We start from the raw sequence: 17419 nt of genomic DNA, 5'->3' as shown, positions 1-17419 counted from the left end.
GATGCTGCTTCAGTTGGCCGCGGCCATTTGCTTGGAAACGGCGGGTTTGGCGGTGTCCGCCTTGTACACGTGCAGTTCCGCCAGGCGGACTTTCCCGCCCTTCTGGAAGAGTTTGACGCGCAGCCTGTTGGTGGTAATGGGTTCAAACGTCCTCATGCACTTGATGAATCCGTTGCCCGGAAGCTGGAGCATGCGCAGCACTTCCGGCTCATTGGCGTACATGGCTTTCTGCGCATCACTGACGCCGGCCGTGGCGGCTCCCAGGGAGCCCCAGTGAATGGGAATCCACTTGCCGCCCTTGTTGGCTTCAATGACAAGGCGGTTGTAGCCCTTTTCAATCTTGATGTCCACAGCACGCAGGGAGGCGGGGGATTTCAGGGTGAGTTCCAGCACCAGGGGATCGTCCTCCGTGGTGGAGGCGTCCAGCTCCTCAATGGTGGTGGCGTCCCGGTCCAGCAGTTTGGCGGTGTCCACATGGCCTCCGGTGGAGGCTTTCAGCTTGTAGTCCGTGACTTCCTCCGTGGCGCTCCCCAGCAGCTTGAGTTCGCGCACGCGGCACTCCAGGCCGTGCCAGTCCGTGGAAACGCGGAACAGGCAGCGGGAACCCTGCGTCAGGCAGGAGTCGTTCGGGGAAACCCAGGTTTTTTCCTTCTTCTTGTCCGTTTCATCATACACCTCAATCTGGTTGCCCTGGGAGGCGGCGGAGATGTACGTGCCGTCCGGCAGGTGGAAGGAGCATCCCCAGTTGCCGTGGTCGCGGATCAGGATGCCCGGCACCCACAGGTGGTTGCAGTTGGTGACCGGTTGGGCTTTTTCACCGCAGCCCACTTCAAAGCCGCCCACGGCTATGGGGCGGTCATATTCCACGTCCAGGTCATTCACGCGCCATTTGACTTTGGCGCTCATTTTCTGCACGCCCGGTTGGGTGGGGCCGCTGAGTTCCTTCTTGTAGGAGTATACGTTCCACTGGCCGCCGAATTTGGAATCAGGTGTCCAGGAGATGGTCTCCATGGGGGAGAAGGTGGTGGTATCGCTGAACTGCACCGTGCCGGCAAAGTCGTACTTGTAGGCGGAATTGGCCTTGCCCTCCAGCTCCTTGTCACGCTGGAGCCCCAGCGCGCGGCCTCCCAGCGGCTGCTGGACGTCCACGTTCAGGGAGTATTCCCCCGGCTGGGGCTTGTCATCCTTCCGCTTGGGTTCAAAGAAGATGCGCACGTCCATGCCCAGGATCATTTCCGCACAGGTGGCCTTGGTGAGCTGGTCCAGACCGGGGATGCCCATGATGGCCTTGGCGATGGGGAGGGCCCGGGAGTTGACGATGCTCATGAGCTTGAAGCGGCTGCCCTGTTCCACCGGAACGTTTTTCAGTTCCCGGATGGCGGATTTCAGGGAACCGGGCGCCTTGGCACCCAGCGCCGCGTTCACCATGGACCAGTTGCGGACGTAGGTATTCAGGAAGCGGGATTCCGTGTCAATAATGGGTGGGACCTTCCGGAAGGATTTTGCCTGGAATTCCGGCTTGCCCGTGATCGCCAGGTTCTGGCGTTCCGCGCACAGCGCCGTGATCCAGACGCTGGTGCGGATGTAGGTGCCTATGACGGGGTCCGCCGTCATCAGTTCCAGGCGGTTGGGGTTTTGCATCATGCCGCCGTCAAACGGGCGCAGAAGCGTCAGCTTCCAGCGGAAGGCCTCCATGTTCTTGTAGTACGCTTCCGGGCTGGTGCGCCAGTAGGCGGGAAGGGCCCACATGATGGAGAGAGTCTCGGAAGAGTGGCCCTGGTCGCACCCGCCAATGGGGCCTTCCCCGTACATGATGCGGCTGTTTTTGGTGTACAGTTCCGGTCCTCCGCAGATGAGGGAGGCAATGTAATACGGACCGTGGCGGCCGGAGTAGGTGCCTCCGCATTCGCGGTTGGGTTCAAAGGTGAAGGCTTCCGTCATGCGGCCGTACGGTCCCATGCCGGTGGGGCAGATGGACTGGGCGTGGTCCATCATCTTGTCCAGCACGTCGTCTTCCGTGCGCGCCGGGGTCTTGCTGGCCAGCGCCAGGAACAGGCACATGTGGGAGCCGCCGATGCTGACGCCCGTGCCCGCGTAGCCGGGGTGGATGCCGTGCCCGGTGACGAAGTCCCCGTAAAGGACTTCATTCTTCATGCGCTGCACGCCGTTGCGGATGGCCGGAAGCACGGAGTTGTCCCGGTAGCGCAGCCAGTATTCGCACAGGAAGATGCCCGCGGAGGCCTGGGGGACGGCCCACCAGCACTGGGAACCGGAGAAGGCGATGTACTGCGCGGCTTTTTTGATGACGGGGTCATACTTGGGGTTGCCCGTGGCCATCAGGGCCAGTCCGGCCCAGCCCGTATCATAATGGTTGCCGCAATAGCCGCCCGGGCGCTCCCAGGAGCCGTCCTCCCGCTGCTGGGCGGCCAGCCATTCGCTCATCATGTGGACCACGGCCTTGCTTTTGGCGCAGTTTTTGGGGAAACCGGGCGCGTACGTGCCCAGCTGGGGAATCTTGAACGTGACGTTTTTCACGTATTTTTTCACTTCATCCGGCAGGGAGGAGGAGCCGCCCACCTGTACCGTGACGCCTACGGAAGCCGCGCCGCCGGGCGTTCCGGTGCCTTTCAGCTTCCAGTCCCCCTTGGGGATGTCAAAGACCAGGGAAGAGACGGCATGGGCCAGCCACACCTTGCGTTCGGGGTCGTACTTGGCCGCCCCGTAACCCACGCTGTATTGCAGCGGCTTGAGTTTGGTCAGCGGAATGGGCGCTCCGGAGCCTTCCAGCCTCAGGTCCGACCATTCAAAGCCGTCACTGCCGATGCCGTTGCCTCCGTCATCCACATGGAGGCGGAGCTGCTGGCCGCCCTTTACCGGAATGGAGAGGGCAATGGGCTTTCTGGCCCGTTCCTCCCGGAAGACTTCCTTCCAGAGCGGGGGGATGCCCTGGATTTTTTCCACGTTTTCCGCGGGGATGACATTGAGGGTGATTTTCCCGGCGCCTTCCGCCTTGTCCACCAGAAGGCCCGCGTGCATGTCCAGGCCGCGCCTGTCCTGGTGCTGGTAGGGGCCGTAGGGAACGTCCAGGCTGAGGGACGTCTTGAAGGGCTGGCCGTCAATCCCCAGGATCACGTCACCTTCCTTCACGTATTTTTCTGCGGGAGAGCCCTCAATCACCTGGGTGACCACGTACATGTTGGCTACCGGTTCTCCGTTGGGGTCCTGAAGGGACTTGGGGACGAAGCTCCGGAAATTGGCGTCCGGCCAGGAGGAGTCCAGTCCGCGGGCGCGGAAGCCCAGCGGGCCGAAGGTGGTGATCCAGCCTTTGGCTACCTCTTCATTGCCGCCGAACCAGCTGGTGTACATGTTGGCGTACTGCTTTCTCCATTGATTGAGGGTCATGGCCTTGGCGAATTTCTTCACGTAGGCGTTCACGTCCCCCATGTTGGTGGTCTGCTTGACGGCTTTTCCGCGGGGCCGCGCAGCGGGAGCCGGTTTGGCGGCGGCGTGTGCCGCCGGGGCGGCGGAGGGAGTTTCCTTTTGCTTGGCGGGAACGGCGGGGACCGGTTGTTCTTCCGCAGCGGGCGTTTCGGTATCTTCCGCGGCCTCTTCAGGTTCCGGAGCAGGCTCTTCGGCTGAAACGGCGGAATCGTCCCCGGTCTCCTCCGCAGGGGCATCCGCGGACGGGGTTTCTTCCGGCTGTTCTTCTCCAGCGGGTGCGCCGTTTTCCGCGGCGGCGGTTTCCTGTTCAAAGGGGTCTTCCGCCTCCACGGCGGGCTGGGCAGCTTTCTTTTCCGCCTTGGGGGCTTCCTTCTTTTCCTTCTTGTGCTGGGGCTTGGCGGCCTCCTGCGCAGCGGCAGGCTCTTCTGCCGGGGTCTGCGTGTAATGGTAAAGGCCGTAGGCGGCTCCAAGAAGAATCAGGAGGAGAATCCATAGCCCGGCGGAGCTTTTCTTTTTCCGGGGCTGGGGAAGGGGGATGGAGTGTGCCGGAGCTGCCGACGGTCCGGGAGTAGCCAGGGCTCTCTGGTCGCGCTGGAGGGGTTCCACCGGTGGAGCCGGGGCCGCGGGCTGCTCCGGATGGACGCCGGGCAGGGCATAAACCAGGTACAGGGTGCCCAGGGCGGGGATTTCCCCCAGAGAGCCGGTGCGGAACTGGGCTTCAAAATCGTTTTTCAGCGGGAGGACTTCCCGTTCAATGTCCGTGGTTTCCGGATAGCGCAGTTTTCCGCTTTCCGGGTCGCGCACGGCGAGGCCCTGCGGGCAGAACTCGCGGACCAGGTACTGAACGTGGCCGGCGTCCGATGCGTAGTAAACGTGGCAGAGGGAATCCGTCTGCTTCAGGGACTGAATAAGATAGCCGTTGATGTTAAATCCGGAAGGCAGGGGGGGAGTGGTTTCCATGGTCACGAGGCAATTGATAATCCGGCTATTTACTACCATATCCGGAAGCCTCTTTCAATGTAAAAAGCCGTTTTTCAGTCCCGGCGTGTGACGCGATTAAATGATTATTTGCTTGAAACCATGGTGATTATGTGGTGCAAGCAAGGCTCGATTTTCCGTTTTTCCATTACGATCATGAGTTCCGATATCAGATTAGATGCCTTGCAGTACCATTCCCAGCCCCGCCCCGGCAAGGTGGAAACGCTGCCCTGCAAGCCCTGCTTTTCGCAGCGGGATTTGACGCTTGCCTATTCCCCGGGCGTGGCCGAACCCTGCCTCCGCATTCAGGAGGACCCATCCCAGAGCGCCCTGTACACGGGCCGCTCCAACCTGGTGGGCGTGGTGACCAACGGCACCGCCGTGCTGGGCCTGGGCAACATCGGTCCGGACGCCGCCAAGCCGGTGATGGAAGGCAAGGGGGTCCTGTTCAAGGTGTTCGCGGATATTGACGTTTTTGACATTGAACTGAACGTGAAGGAGCCGGAAAAGCTGATCGAGGTCATCAAGACGATGGAACCCACCTTCGGCGCCATTAACCTGGAAGACATCAAGGCCCCGGAATGCTTCATGGTGGAGGACCGCCTGCGGGAAGAAATGAACATCCCCGTATTCCATGACGACCAGCACGGCACGGCGGTGATCTCCGGAGCGGCCCTCCTGAACGCTGCGGAACTGACGGGCCGCAAGCTGGAAGACATGAAGGTGGTGGTGGTCGGCGCCGGGGCTGCCGGCATCTCCTGCGCCCGGTTTTACATGACGCTGGGCGTTCGCCGTGAACACATTTACATGTTTGACTCCAAGGGGCTGATTCACACCGGGCGCATTGACCTGCACGCCACCAAGGCCCAGTTCTCCCAGTCGGAGGACTGCTCTCTGGATGAAGCCCTGACCGGGGCGGACGTGTTCCTGGGGCTTTCCACCAAGGGGCTGCTCACGCAGGACATGGTGAAGCTCATGGCGCCTTCACCCATCATCTTCGCCTGCGCGAACCCGGACCCGGAAATCACGTACCAGGATGCCAAGAAGGCCCGTCCGGACTGCATCATGGGGTCCGGACGTTCCGACTGGCCCAACCAGGTGAACAACGTCTCCTGCTTCCCCTTCATCTTCCGCGCCGCCCTGGACGTGCACGCCACTGTCATCAATGAACAGATGAAGATTGCCGCCGCGCGCGCGCTGGCTGATCTGGCGAAGGAGCCCGTTCCGCAGGAGGTGGTGGACCTCTACGGGGGCACGCCCCTCAGCTTTGGCATTGACTACGTGATTCCCAAGCCCATTGATCCCCGCATCATTGAATGGGAATGCCCGGCAGTGGCCCAGGCGGCCATGATTTCCGGCGTGGCCCAGTCCCCCATCCGGGACATGGAGGCCTACACGCTTGAACTGCGCAAGCGCATTGCCGCCGCCCGGGAGCGCGTCTCCGGCGTGGTGCGCAGCTACCTTTAACCGTTTCCGGCGGAAGGCCGGAAGTTACATGCCGCCGATTGATGTATCCAGCAGTTGCACGGAACCGGGGGAACGTCATGTTCCGCCCGGTTTTTCATGCCGGGCGGGGCGCTTGAATGACAGGAAACACTCTAAATATGCCGCGAACCGGAAAAGAGGATTGCGGCCCGGGGCTTCCTGCCGTATGAAGTGGGCAGACATGTCTGTTCATGGTGCTGCCTTGCTGAGTGCGGTTTTGGCCGTCTGTACATCATCCGCGTGGGCTGTTTCCGCTGCTCCGGCGGAGCCTGTTCCCGTACTCCCCGCTTCGGAATGCCTGCCGATGGAGAAAATGCTGGCGGAACAGTGGGAAGAGGCCATTCCCCGGACGTTGGAGGAATGTGACCGTTATCTGGCGGCGGGGCGGCTGGCCAATGATCCATGTGTTCTGAAAACGGAGAAGGACGGCCTGGGCCTGGTGCCCGATGCCGCCTGGGAGGAGGAGGAAGGCTGGAAAGCGATGCAGGTTCATCTGGACGGCGCCCTGACCTTCATTTTTTTTGACGAGGCGGGTATTCCGGAGCCGTTCTTTCCGGGATTGTGCCGGGTGACGGTGGACCACCGTTCCTCCACGGTGGTCAGGCTGGGATACGGCGCCTGGCAGGCAGGCAGGGCCAAGGCCCTGTACCGTACGTCCTATTGCTTTGACCCTAAAGGTAAAAATATGGGGGAAATTTGCGACGTTTCCTTTCCGGACGGACGGAACTTCAATGAGTGGACCTTTTCCCACAAGCCTGAGGGGCTGTTTGCGTGCAGGGATGAATCCTGGACTCTCTCCGGCCTCCGGTCATATACCCGCCATACCTGGGACATGAAAGACGGGCGCCTGCTCTGGTGGAAAATAGAAGAGATTCCCATGCCGGACAAAGAGCTCCCTGTTCACGGGGAGCCGGTGCGGCATGGAGCTTCTTCCCTGCCGGAGCGGGGAAGAGAGGAACCCGTTTACGTCTCCATCATGCACTTTCCGGAGAAGGGCGGCCAGCATCCCTCCCTGCAAATTAATGAGGATGTGAAGAAGAAGGAATTCCGGTGCCTGTTTTATGACGCTTCCGGCCACGGTACGGCCATGCTGGTCTACCGGGACGGAGTGCTGGACAGAAAGCAATCCTGGTTTTTCCAGCCGCGCATGGATGCCGCCGCCGTGGCGGCAAGGGAGAAAAAGGCGCGGAACAAGGAAGAGCGGCGGATGCTGAAACTCCTGTACCGCTTTGCCCCGTATGCGGAAAAGGCAGCAGAAAAAGTTCCCGGCCGTGGGGTGGCCATGCTGGGGTGATGGAGGGAAGAGAAGGGGGACTGTGGAAACGCCGTCCGCATCAACGCTTCCACTTGGGGGCGCCCTGTGGTTGCCTGGCCGGGAAGGATAACTTTTCCCGTTGTCCGGCGCGGGGAGGGATTTCTTGATTCGTTTGTTGCCCATAGTTTACAAGGGCCGGGAGGCCCTTGTTCCCAGCAGCGCGGCCATCAAGGGACACAGATGAACGGGCATATTCCTGCGGTTTGGACAGATCACGGCCAGCCGGGAGCGGAGGTTTGATTCGTTCATCTTCCAGATTAGCTCTCCTGCGGGCTGCACGCTCCGCATTTCGGCCGGGCAAGTTCGGTTTCCCGTCCTTCGTACTGAATTCCATCCGGAACGTGGCGGAGGCATTGGAAGCACGCGCGGCAAACTGCCGCATCTTCAACTTCCCGCCAGCGCGTTCCTGACGTGTTCCGTCTGTTCCCGGTCCGGGATGAGTTCCACAAGCGTCTGGCTGTCTTCAGCCAGGGAGTCAAGCTGGTCGAAGTCCTCCGCCGTGCGGACCACCAGGTAACGCATGCCCCATTGTTCCGCAATGGCCTTGAAGGAATGGGCGTGGGGCTGCACGAGCAGGTTGCGCATGGCTTCCGGATGGCTGGCCGCTCCGGGCAGGGCGCGGAAGATGCCGCCCCCGCCGTTGTTGATGACGCCGAGCACGCGGGTTCCCTTGTCCAGTTGGGGGAGGAGGGCCAGCGCGTTGGAGTCATACATGGCGGTCAGGTCTCCCACAAGCCCCCAGGAGCGGGAACACCGGGCGGAGACCCCCAGAAAGGAGGCGATTTGCCCGTCAATGCCGTTGGCCCCCCGGTTGGCGCGGACGTTTTCCGTGGGAATGGCCGTCTGGGCAAAGCTGTTCCAGTACCGCACGGGCATGGAGTTGCCCAGGTAAATGCAGTCGCCGTCCGCGGCAAAGCAGGAGAAGGCGCGCACCATGGCCTGCTCGCTGTCCGGGCAGGTGATGAGCAGTTCCTCCATCAGGGCTTTTTTCCGCTTGTTCATGGCGCGCAGGCCGTTGACGTCCCCCACGCTGTCCACATCACCCAGCGCGTGCAGAATGGCTTCCAGGTCTCCGGTGACGACGGTGGAGGGCCGGGCCAGCCCGGAAAAACCGGTGCGGGTGATGGAAAAGACTTCCGTGGAGGGGATGTCCTCCAGGTCACGCCAGAAGCGGGCCACGGGCACGTCCCCTATTCTGAGCAGGACGGCAGGCGGGTTTTCCCGGAGCAGGGCATCCGCGTCCGTCAGGGCCAGGTGCGCCAGGTCCTCCCGCAGGCCGGAGGTGGCGTCCGCCACCACAGGGGCTTTCAGTTCATTGGCCAGCCACAGGGCAGGGGCCTGTTCCATGGGATCCAGCCCGCCGAGCATGACCACCAGCCCGCCGCGCGATTTGAAGCGCAGGGCCTGGGCCAGTTCCGCCAGGGAGCCGCGGAATTCGCTGTCTTCCGGCGGTTCCGCCGGGTAAAGGTCGCAATTGCCGGGGTTCCAGGCGGGGTCCGGGTCCGGCAGGCAGACGTTGATGTGCAGGGGGGAGGCGTAGTCCCAGTCTTCCAGAATATCTTCCGGCAGGCTGTCCGGTGTTTCCAGGTCAATCGTGGGCGCGTAAACGCCGAAGATGTCCGCCTGTTCAATGGCCTGCGGAGCGGCGGAGCCGCGGTAGTCCGCCGGGCGGTCCGCGGTGAGCAGAAGCAGGGGGCGGCGCTCGTAGTACGCCTCCACCACGGCGGGGAGGAGTTCCGCCGCCGCCGTGCCGGACGTGGTGACCACGGCTACGGGCAGCCCCATGTCCTGAACGCGGCCCAGCGCGAAAAAGGCGGCGGACCGTTCGTCAAAGTGAGTCCATTTCACCAGGTCCTCCGCGGCGGCCAGCACCTGGAGCAGCGCCATGTTGCGCGCGCCGGGGCAGACCACCCATTCACAGATGCCGCCCAGGCAGCACTGGGCCAGCAGGGATTTGACGAAGGATGCGGAGGCGCTCACGGGAATCAGCCTTGTTTTTTTGCCGCCTTGGCCGCTTTTTCAGCCAGCTTGGCCTTTTCCTCTTCGGAGAGAATGCGCGGGAAGACGGGGGCCGGGTCATTGATGCGGTGGCCTGCGGGGAGGATTCCCCAGGCCAGCGTATCCGGCGTGCGGCCCTGGAACAGGTCCGCGGCGTTGAGCTGGTCCAGGATGCGGGCGGAAGCGTCCGGCAGGACGCAGCCGATGAGGTAGCCCGTCTGGGCGCAGCATTCCAGCAGGTGGCGCAGCACGCAGCGGAGGCGCGGCGCGGCGGACTCATCCTTGGCAAGCTGCCAGGGCTGCTGCTGTTCAATGTACGCGTTGCAGGCGGAAACCTGGGCATTCAGGGCCGCCAGGGCGTCAGAGACCATGTTGTCATCCATGAATTTGGAGAACAGGGTAACGGCCTGGTCCATGGTGACGCGCAGGGCCTTGGAGGCCTCGTCATCGTATCCTTCCTCACCGGAGATGACGGACTCGCAGTAGCGGCGCGTCATGTTGATGGAACGGTTGCACAGGTTGCCGAGGTCGTTGGCCAGCTCTGTATTGTACAGCATGACCAGGCGGTCCGCGTCAAAGTTGGCGTCCTTCCCGGTGGTGATGTCCCGCACCAGGTAATAGCGCACGGGTTCCGGGCCGAACTGTTCCGCGAGCAGGTTGGGGTCCACCACGTTGCCGATGGACTTGGACATTTTTTCCCCGTTGATGTTCCACCAGCCGTGCACGAGCAGGGTGGGCATTTCCTCGTCGGAGAAGCCCATGGCGTGCAGCATGGCGGGCCAGTATACGCCGTGGGCGGGTACCAGGATGTCCTTGCCGATCACTTCGCAGTCCGCGGGCCAGAGTTTGGAGAATTCCGGCAGGCCGCTGTCCGGTTCCGCCAGGTACCCGGCGAAGGAGACGTAGTTGATGAGGGCGTCAAACCACACGTAGGTGACGAATTCCGGGTCAAACGGAAGTTCGATCCCCCAGGAAAGGCGGCTCTTGGGGCGGGAAATGCAGAGGTCCGAGTCAAAATCGATGGCGTTGAGCACTTCCGCCTTGCGGAAGGCCGGAAGAACGAAATCGCTGCTTTTTTCCACGAACCGCTTCATCCACTCCACATGGTCCGTCAGGCGGAAGTACCAGTTTTCTTCCTCCAGTTCCACCACTTCACCCCATTCCGGACCAAAGTTGCCTTCCGCGTCCCGTTCCTTGTCCGTCAGGAATTGTTCCTGCCGCACGGAGTAGAACCCCTTGTAGGATTTTTTGTAAAGCTGCCCCCTGTCTTTCAGGTTCGTCAGGATTTTCTGCACGCAGGCCTTGTGGCGCGGGTCCGTGGTGGAGGCCCATCCGTCATTGCTGATGCCCAGGCGCTCCCACAGGGCCAGGAATTTGGCCGTGATGTTGTTCACATGCTCCTGCGGCGTAATGCCCAGTTTTTCCGCCGTCTGCTGTACTTTCTGCCCGTGCTGGTCCACCCCGGTCAGGAAATAGACTTCCTCCCCCTTCATCCGGTGCCAGCGCGCGAGAACGTCCGCAAGGACTTTTTCATAGGCGTGCCCGATGTGGGGCGGTCCGTTGGTGTAGTCAATGGCCGTGGTGATATAGTACATGCGGGGAACGATACTCCTTTCCTTTTATTTTGCAAGCAAAGTCATTCCCTGCCAGTGTTCGGGGAATGAAGCCGGCGTTTGCCCGGATGCCGAAGGTTTCTTTCCCGGACGGCCCCGGGACGGCATGAAAAGAGGCGCTTGGCCGCCCTTTTCTTTCCATGACGCTTTGATGCGGGAGGGGGGATTAGTCTTTCTTCAGGAAAGCTATCACGAGGAAAATAAAAGCAATGATGGTGAGCGCGATGGATAAAAGCGCAATTGTTTTTGTTGCCCAGATGGTTGTGTCTATGGTCAATGCCGCAGTCACCATGGAGAACCCGAAAATAATGGAAAAGGCGATTCTATTCATATACCTGCCATAATAATCCATTTTTTCTTGAAGACAATCATTTACGGACGGGCATTTCCTGTAAATGGGGCTTCCGTCTCTTCTTTCAGCCGGCGACTGTGGCAGGTTGGGAATTGAGTGCACCTCCCCGGCGTGCGGAGAGCAGGTCTGCTGAAGGTTCCCTCCATGACAGAGCAAAGGGGAGCGTGAAAGCTCCCCTTTCCTGAATGAACCGTGCCGGACGGACCCGGGCCTCTGTGATCAGAAGCCGCGCGCCCGGTAGGCCTCTTCCAGCTGGTTGAGCGCCTGTTCCAGGATGGAGCGTGGGCAGCCCGCGTTCAGGCGCATGAAGCCTTCCCCTTCCTTGCCGAAGATGGAGCCGTCATTCAGGGCCAGGCGCCCCCCGTCCACAAAGAAGTCCGCCAGTTCCTTCTGGGAAAGGCCGAGTTCCCGGCAGTCCAGGAAAACCAGGTAGGAGGCGTCCGGAAGCATGGCCTTTATTTTAGGCATGCGGCGGCGCAGTTCCCGGTCAATGAACAGGATGTTTTCCTGAATGTAGTCCAGCGCCTGCTTGAGCCATTCCTCCCCTTCCGGGCCGGAGTAGGCGCTGATGAGCCCCTCATACGCAAAGACGTGGCCTTCCGCCAGCTCCCTGCCGCTGACAAAGCTTTGGTATTTCCCGAAGAGGGCCGGATTCTGGCAAATCAGGTAGGAACTGCCCAGGCCGGGCACGTTGAAGGCCTTGCTGGGCGCCATGTACGTGATGGAGTTCATGCGCGCCTGCCCGGAGACAGTGGCGAACACGGTGTGCGTGTGGCCGGGGAGCGCCAGGTCCGCGTGAATCTCGTCAGAGACGACCAGCGTGCCGCTTTCCGCGCAGATTTCCGCCACGCGGCGCAGTTCCTCCGGGCTCCACACGCGGCCTCCGGGATTGTGGGGATTGCAGAGGATGAACATGCGGCAGCCGCGGACGGCCTCCTGCATATGGTCAAAGTCCATGCGGTAGCGCCCTTCTTCCAGGATAAGGGGGTTGTTCACGATTTCCCGGCCGTTTTCCCGGATAATCATGGCGAAGGGGTGGTACACGGGCGGCTGGATCATGATCTTGTCCCCCGGTTCCGTGAAGCACTGGATGGCGCTGGAGATGCCCGGGACGATGCCAGGCGCGAAGCCTATTTCCGAGGCGCGCACTTCCCAGCCGTGGCGGCGCCCCACCCAGTCCCGGATGGCTTCAAAGAAGGCGCGTGGCTTGACGGTGTACCCCAGGAGCTCATGCTCACAACGGCGGCGGATGGCCTCCATGATGAACGGGGGCGTTTTGAAGTCCATGTCCGCCACCCACAGGGGGAGCAGGTCATCCCGGCCCCAGCGGGGCAGCAGGGCTTCATATTTCAGGGCGCCGGTGCCGCGGCGGTCGATCACTTCGTCAAAGTCGTACTGCATGGATTTGTCCGCGTAGGCAAGTGTCAGGAAATGGGGGTAACGCCTTTTTTCAGGATGATATTGCCGTATTTGGCGGTTTCTCCGGTGATGACCACGGCATAGGCCTTTTTGGCCCGTTCATAAAAGGCGTAGCGCTCCATTTGCTCAATGTCCCCGTCATAGTTCAGGGCCTTGCGGTATTTGGCCTCCACCGCGGGGTCCAGGGAATCTCCCGGAACCGGGGCCATCATGATGACGGGGGTGGCGTATGCGTCCAGTTCGAAGAGGGGGATGACGGCGGCCAGCAGGGCGTCCGCTCCCAGTCCGTCCGCCCTCAGCACCGTGGGGTTGAAGGTGTGGCCGGGAAAGTGGGCGTCTGAAAAGACGATTTCATCGCCATGCCCCATTTCCGCCAGGATTTTCAGCAGGGAGGGGCTGATGAGGGGTGAAATATTTTTTAACATGCGCGGGAGTATACCAAACACCCGCGTTCGGAGACGATCACAAAATCAGGCGTCCGTTATATTAGTTCTCCGTCAGCGGGAGGCCGCGTGAAAGCAGCGCCGGACGCATTCTTCCATTTCCGGCATTTGCTCTTCCATGCTTTCCACCAGCTTGAGCTGGGTGCGCGCCCGGTGCAGGTTATGGCGGTTCCGCTCCGTTTTAAAGTAAACGTCCCCTTCCAGATAATCCGTCAGGAAGCGGATGCCGGTTTCCAGCGTGATGAGCACCCCGGAGAAGGCCAGTTTGGAAACTTCCAGCGGCGTGATGAAGTCCCTGGCGGCGTCCAGGTAACCCCTGGCTACGGCTTCAAACATGGGCATGCGCAGGAAGGTTTTGTCCAGGTCTTCTTCATCCTCCGCCGCGGGAGAGGTCATGGTGCGCACCATGTCCCCAAAGTCGTACAGCACGCTGCCGGGCATCACCGTGTCCAGGTCAATGACGCAGACGGCCTTGTCCGTTTCCTTGTCCAGCATCACGTTGTTGATCTTGGTATCGTTGTGCACGATTCTGACGGGGAGTTCCCCCCGTTCCTGAAGGTCCAGCAGGACGTCCACATACCGTTCCCGGCGGCGGATGAAGTCCAGCTCCCTCCGGCAGGAGTCCAGCCTTCCGCGGGAATCGCGGGCAGCCGCTTTTTCCAGGCGGTCAAAGCGCCTGCGGGTATGGTGGAAGAACGGGATGGTCTCATGGATGTCTTCCGGATTCATGTCGCACAGGAGCTGCTGGAACGCGCCGAAGGCGCGGGCCGCTTCATAAGCCTGGCGGGGATGTTCCGCCACGTCAAACGTATGGGTGCTTTCAATGCAGTTGTAGCAGCGCCAGAAGCCGGAGCCGGGAATTTCCAGGTACTTGCGGCCTCCGCGGGCGGAATACAGGTTAAGCGTCTGGCGGAAGGGCGTTTTCAGCACCCGGAGCATTTTCCACCGGATGTGGTTGGTCACCTTCTCCACGTTGTGCATCACGTCCCGTGGGCACTGGAAGACGGCGTCATTGACGCGCTGGAAGATGTAGCGGTCCGTGGTGCCGTCCATTTTCCGGTAGGCGGCCCGGAAGGTCAGGTTGATATGGCCGCTGTTGATGGTGTCGCAATGGAGGAATTCCCCGGCAATGGCGAAGGCGTCGCCCAGGGCGGCAACCTGCTCCTGGAGGGAATCAGTATGGAAAACGGCGGACAGGGGCATGGCAGGGAAGAGAAGCAGGCCCCCGGCGCATTGCTTGGAAGCGCCGGGGGCCGCAGGGATATGGATGAAGGGGAGGCTTAAAAGGAGTAGGTAACCCCCAGGCCCGCTACAAACGTGAAGTTGCGGTAAATCCGGGAAGGGATTCTGGAGGGAAAGCGGTCGGAGGGGCCGCGGTAGTTGCCCGCCATGCCGCCGTTGCCGAGCCAGACGGTGCTGACGAAAGGAGTGAGGACCAGGCGGTCCACCGCCTTGAAGGGCACGGCCACGGTCACGGAAATGCCTTGCGTGCCGTTGGCATTCAGGGAATCCCGGTCAAAGTAGCCGGCGGAAGCATTCCAGGTGCCTGCCACGATCAGGGAGGAGGAGCGGTTGAAGTCATATTTGTAGCCCAGCGTGTTGGTGAACCACCAGCCGGACATCCAGCGGAAGGTGTACTGCACGCGGCAGTCCCAGAAGAAGTTTTCAAGTCCCTTGCCGAAGTCATGATGGAGGTCCAGCACAAAGCTGTGTTCTTCAGACCGACCGTGTTCAAACGCCGGGAAGTCGCTGGAGGTCTGCCCGCGGTGGACGTTCATCAGGCCCGGCAGCCCGCCGTTGACGAACTGGTAGCCCAGAGAGGCCATGGTGTAATCGCTGAATTTGCGGCTGACGCCCAGCAAAGCCGTTGCTTCATCGGAAATACCCGTGCTGTCGTGCGTCAGGTCGTTCTGGGTCAGCCACTGGTATTTTACTCCGGCCAGGATGGAATATTTTTTGTTGAGGTCATAGGAGCCTATGGCTTCCACCGGGATCACATGGTCACTGCCGGATTGCTGGAAAGCCAGCCCGCGGCTGACGTACTTGGTGGCATAGCCCGTACCCAGCATGGCGGAAAACGGGCGGGAGGCGTCATAAGAGGCATTCAGCGCCCGGAGGGGGACATGAATATCTGCGGAAGCCATACCGGCGAGAGAGAAGGCCGCCGCGCACACGGTTGCGGTAATAGTTGTATATTGCATGTTTCGCCGCCATAATAATGGCGCCGTTCAATTTCGCAAGACATTCTTTAGGAAATTGAAAGAATTTACAGTTAAATTTACGCCGTGAAGTTATGATGGAATGCTCCGGAGAATCCATTGCTTCAATTTTGACAGGACGGCCTCCAATTTAACGGAAAGTTCCCGGATATGGAGCAGGCGGAACAGGACGCTCCGGACGGAGTCGATCATGCTGCATGCCAGGTAGATGCCCAGGCTTGCCCCCAGCGCTCCCGCGGCCATGATGTACCAGGGGGAATCCTGCAGCACGGCAAACCGTCCCTTCAGGACATGATGCCACACAAGGGGATTGGAGTGAATCAGGTAAACGGCAAAGGAAAACGGGGCAAGGAGGGAGATCAGGCGGATGGCCGCTCTGCTGGTGACCCGCATGCGCGCACAGGCCTGGAGAAGGAAGAAGGAGCACAGGCAGCAGAGCGGCGCCGTATAAACGGCAAAGAGTTTTTCTGAAATTCCCTGCCGGAAGGGAAGATAGTTCCATGCAAGCATTCCCGCCGTACCCAGGAGACAGCAAAGGAAGTAATAAAAAGCGGGCCGCTTTAACGTGCTCCATAGCTGGAAATGGCTGATGCACCCTCCCGCAACGTACAGGCAGCCCAGCCAGATGGCGCTGTATCCGCCGTGGCTGAGCCAGTCTTCATTTCCGGAGATGGTGGACAGCAGGGAAAAAATAATGAAGATCAGCAGGCAAAGCCATTTGGCGGATTCCCTGCCAAGGGAACGGATGAGCGTATTAAGGAAGGGAATAAAGAAAAACAGGACGGCATAAGCCGTAAAGTACCAATAAGCCATGCGCAGAACGGGAAAGAAGGCCTGGAACATTCCCTTAAGGCTTACGCTTCCAGGCATGAGCCATTTAAATAAAAAGGTTATTCCAACGGTGTAAAAGAAAACCTGAAACCATAAATTGATAAAACGGGAAATGCGGTGCGGCACCCTGACGCCTACATACCCTGTAATAAGAGCAAAACTGTTGACCGCGCAGAAGGCGCTTAGTTCAAGAAACCAGGAAACCGCGTAATTGGGAGTTCCCAGGGTGTGGTTGACCAGGTTCCCGGCCTCCCCCCACCTGAGCACGTGCAGAAGAACCACAAAGAACATGGACAGGCATCTGAGAAAATCAAGGCCGTAGTTTCTGGAATGGGCAGGCCCTCCCATGGGCAGCACCAGGGGCGCGGAGTTTTCCATGCCGGAGCCTGCCGCGTCCGCCTGCATTTCTTTCCTGCGGTTCATTGGACCCCGTCCCTCCCGTCTGCGGGGGTTTTCGCGGCCGCTTCCACGGCCCGCGCCAGGAATTCCTCCATCGTCAGGTTTTGCCGGACGGCCGCCTTCATGGCAAGGTTGAGCACCCTGTTACTCAGGGGAACCGTGATGAGGGAGGAAACCTCACGGGAGGCTCCCACGGCTTCCTGACCTTCCATGAACCGCTTGATGAGGATTTGGGCGTGGCGGGAAAGTTTTTTCCTGACAAAATAATTGTCAATGGCGCTTCTGTTCATGCCAATGGCTGAAGCCAGCGCGGAGCGGCTGATATGATTTTCAGCCATCCAGCGTCCCAGCTCCAGAATATCCACAAGAGGTTCGTGCATGAGGGGTACTTTGCTCATTGTGATAATGAATCAAAGATTTTGAGGCGTGTATGATTGAAAATCGCTCAATGAGTGTTATTGTTGAGCACAATAAAGGATGGATGCCGTCAATGAACGCGTCTATTTCACGGGAAGACAGGTATTTTTTTTGGACAGGGTCATCTGCCTTCCGTCCTTTTCTGGGGTCTTCGTCCGTTGATCAGAAATGGATAAAAAATTGTCGGCAGCATTCTTGCTGTGGCTGTAATCCGTGTTTGCCTCGTCAGGGCGTTTCCTGTTCTCCGGAATTTCATTGCTTGAATTAAAGTTTCCGTGCACGTTCAGGTTCTGCCATGCCGCATTTGCAGGGAGGACGGAGGCCTGGCGAACGCGTCCGGAAAAAGGTCCATGGGACAGCAAGGCTCCACCGCAGGGGAATGGCGGTGCCGCACATTAGTTCATGCATGCGCCTTGCAGCAAGTGCGGACGGATTCGCATCCTCCTCCTGTGAAAAGAATGAGGAGCTCCAGGCTGGAATATGGGAACAGTTGGAATCCGCAGGTAAGG

General features: G+C 60.2%; 12 protein-coding genes. 2 read left to right on the top strand and 10 right to left on the bottom strand.

The window, feature by feature from the left end:
* Positions 1-9 precede the first annotated feature (9 nt).
* On the bottom strand, positions 10-4401 hold the full coding sequence (locus tag ABGM91_RS11830; protein ID WP_354832584.1) for a DUF6288 domain-containing protein: 4392 nt from the start codon (positions 4399-4401) through the stop codon (positions 10-12).
* Between the two features lie 174 nt (positions 4402-4575).
* On the opposite strand from ABGM91_RS11830, the gene ABGM91_RS11825 reads away from it, so the two are divergent.
* Together ABGM91_RS11825 and ABGM91_RS11820 are read left to right on the top strand one after the other, a co-directional pair.
* Positions 4576-5886 (top strand): malic enzyme-like NAD(P)-binding protein, encoded by a 1311-nt coding sequence (locus ABGM91_RS11825; RefSeq protein ID WP_215428532.1) that lies wholly within the window; start codon positions 4576-4578, stop codon positions 5884-5886.
* Positions 5887-6208: 322 nt separating this feature from the next.
* Positions 6209-7198 carry a hypothetical protein gene (locus ABGM91_RS11820; protein ID WP_354832582.1) on the top strand — a complete coding sequence of 330 codons (990 nt, stop codon included), beginning with the start codon at positions 6209-6211 and terminating at the stop codon, positions 7196-7198.
* 405 nt (positions 7199-7603) lie between these two features.
* Here ABGM91_RS11820 and menD read toward each other — a convergent pair whose 3' ends face one another.
* The 9 genes from menD to ABGM91_RS11775 form a co-directional block, all read right to left on the bottom strand.
* On the bottom strand, positions 7604-9199 hold the full coding sequence (menD, locus tag ABGM91_RS11815; protein ID WP_354832580.1) for a 2-succinyl-5-enolpyruvyl-6-hydroxy-3-cyclohexene-1-carboxylic-acid synthase: 1596 nt from the start codon (positions 9197-9199) through the stop codon (positions 7604-7606).
* A gap of 5 nt (positions 9200-9204) precedes the next feature.
* Positions 9205-10812, bottom strand: a complete 1608-nt coding sequence (gene metG / locus ABGM91_RS11810) for a methionine--tRNA ligase (RefSeq protein ID WP_354832578.1) — start codon at positions 10810-10812, stop codon at positions 9205-9207.
* 184 nt (positions 10813-10996) lie between these two features.
* On the bottom strand, positions 10997-11161 hold the full coding sequence (locus ABGM91_RS11805; protein WP_354832576.1) for a hypothetical protein: 165 nt from the start codon (positions 11159-11161) through the stop codon (positions 10997-10999).
* Positions 11162-11401: 240 nt separating this feature from the next.
* The gene (locus tag ABGM91_RS11800) at positions 11402-12583 is read right to left on the bottom strand and encodes a MalY/PatB family protein (RefSeq protein ID WP_354832574.1); all 1182 of its coding nucleotides are present in this window, start codon (positions 12581-12583) and stop codon (positions 11402-11404) included.
* Positions 12584-12606: 23 nt separating this feature from the next.
* Positions 12607-13026, bottom strand: coding sequence for an L-fucose mutarotase (gene fucU, locus ABGM91_RS11795; protein WP_354832572.1), 420 nt, complete (start codon positions 13024-13026; stop codon positions 12607-12609).
* A 72-nt stretch (positions 13027-13098) separates the two neighbouring features.
* Entirely contained in the window at positions 13099-14247 is a 1149-nt protein-coding gene (locus ABGM91_RS11790) for an aminoglycoside phosphotransferase family protein (RefSeq protein ID WP_354832570.1), read from the bottom strand.
* 77 nt (positions 14248-14324) lie between these two features.
* The gene (locus tag ABGM91_RS11785; protein ID WP_354832568.1) at positions 14325-15245 is read right to left on the bottom strand and encodes a hypothetical protein; all 921 of its coding nucleotides are present in this window, start codon (positions 15243-15245) and stop codon (positions 14325-14327) included.
* 90 nt (positions 15246-15335) lie between these two features.
* Complete coding sequence (locus tag ABGM91_RS11780; protein WP_290565291.1) at positions 15336-16517, bottom strand: acyltransferase; 1182 nt, start codon at positions 16515-16517, stop codon at positions 15336-15338.
* Positions 16514-16891 (bottom strand): hypothetical protein, encoded by a 378-nt coding sequence (locus ABGM91_RS11775; protein WP_290565292.1) that lies wholly within the window; start codon positions 16889-16891, stop codon positions 16514-16516. The genes ABGM91_RS11780 and ABGM91_RS11775 overlap by 4 nt, the downstream gene beginning before the upstream one ends.
* Positions 16892-17419 lie beyond the last annotated feature (528 nt).

The sequence above is a fragment of the Akkermansia muciniphila genome (assembly GCF_040616545.1).
Lineage (GTDB): Bacteria > Verrucomicrobiota > Verrucomicrobiia > Verrucomicrobiales > Akkermansiaceae > Akkermansia > Akkermansia muciniphila_E.
Note: the sequence above shows the minus strand (reverse complement) of the source record. Positions and strands in the feature narration are given on the sequence as shown.

Bases quoted from the DNA above. Each gene is read 5' to 3' on its own strand.
- ABGM91_RS11830 (WP_354832584.1), bottom strand. From the start codon at position 4,401: ATGGAAACCACTCCCCCCCTGCCTTCCGGATTTAACATCAACGGCTAT.
- ABGM91_RS11825 (WP_215428532.1), top strand. From the start codon at position 4,576: ATGAGTTCCGATATCAGATTAGATGCCTTGCAGTACCATTCCCAGCCC.
- ABGM91_RS11820 (WP_354832582.1), top strand. From the start codon at position 6,209: ATGGAGAAAATGCTGGCGGAACAGTGGGAAGAGGCCATTCCCCGGACG.
- metG (WP_354832578.1), bottom strand. From the start codon at position 10,812: ATGTACTATATCACCACGGCCATTGACTACACCAACGGACCGCCCCAC.
- ABGM91_RS11805 (WP_354832576.1), bottom strand. From the start codon at position 11,161: ATGAATAGAATCGCCTTTTCCATTATTTTCGGGTTCTCCATGGTGACT.
- ABGM91_RS11800 (WP_354832574.1), bottom strand. From the start codon at position 12,583: ATGCAGTACGACTTTGACGAAGTGATCGACCGCCGCGGCACCGGCGCC.
- fucU (WP_354832572.1), bottom strand. From the start codon at position 13,026: ATGTTAAAAAATATTTCACCCCTCATCAGCCCCTCCCTGCTGAAAATC.
- ABGM91_RS11790 (WP_354832570.1), bottom strand. From the start codon at position 14,247: ATGCCCCTGTCCGCCGTTTTCCATACTGATTCCCTCCAGGAGCAGGTT.
- ABGM91_RS11785 (WP_354832568.1), bottom strand. From the start codon at position 15,245: ATGCAATATACAACTATTACCGCAACCGTGTGCGCGGCGGCCTTCTCT.
- ABGM91_RS11780 (WP_290565291.1), bottom strand. From the start codon at position 16,517: ATGAACCGCAGGAAAGAAATGCAGGCGGACGCGGCAGGCTCCGGCATG.
- ABGM91_RS11775 (WP_290565292.1), bottom strand. From the start codon at position 16,891: ATGAGCAAAGTACCCCTCATGCACGAACCTCTTGTGGATATTCTGGAG.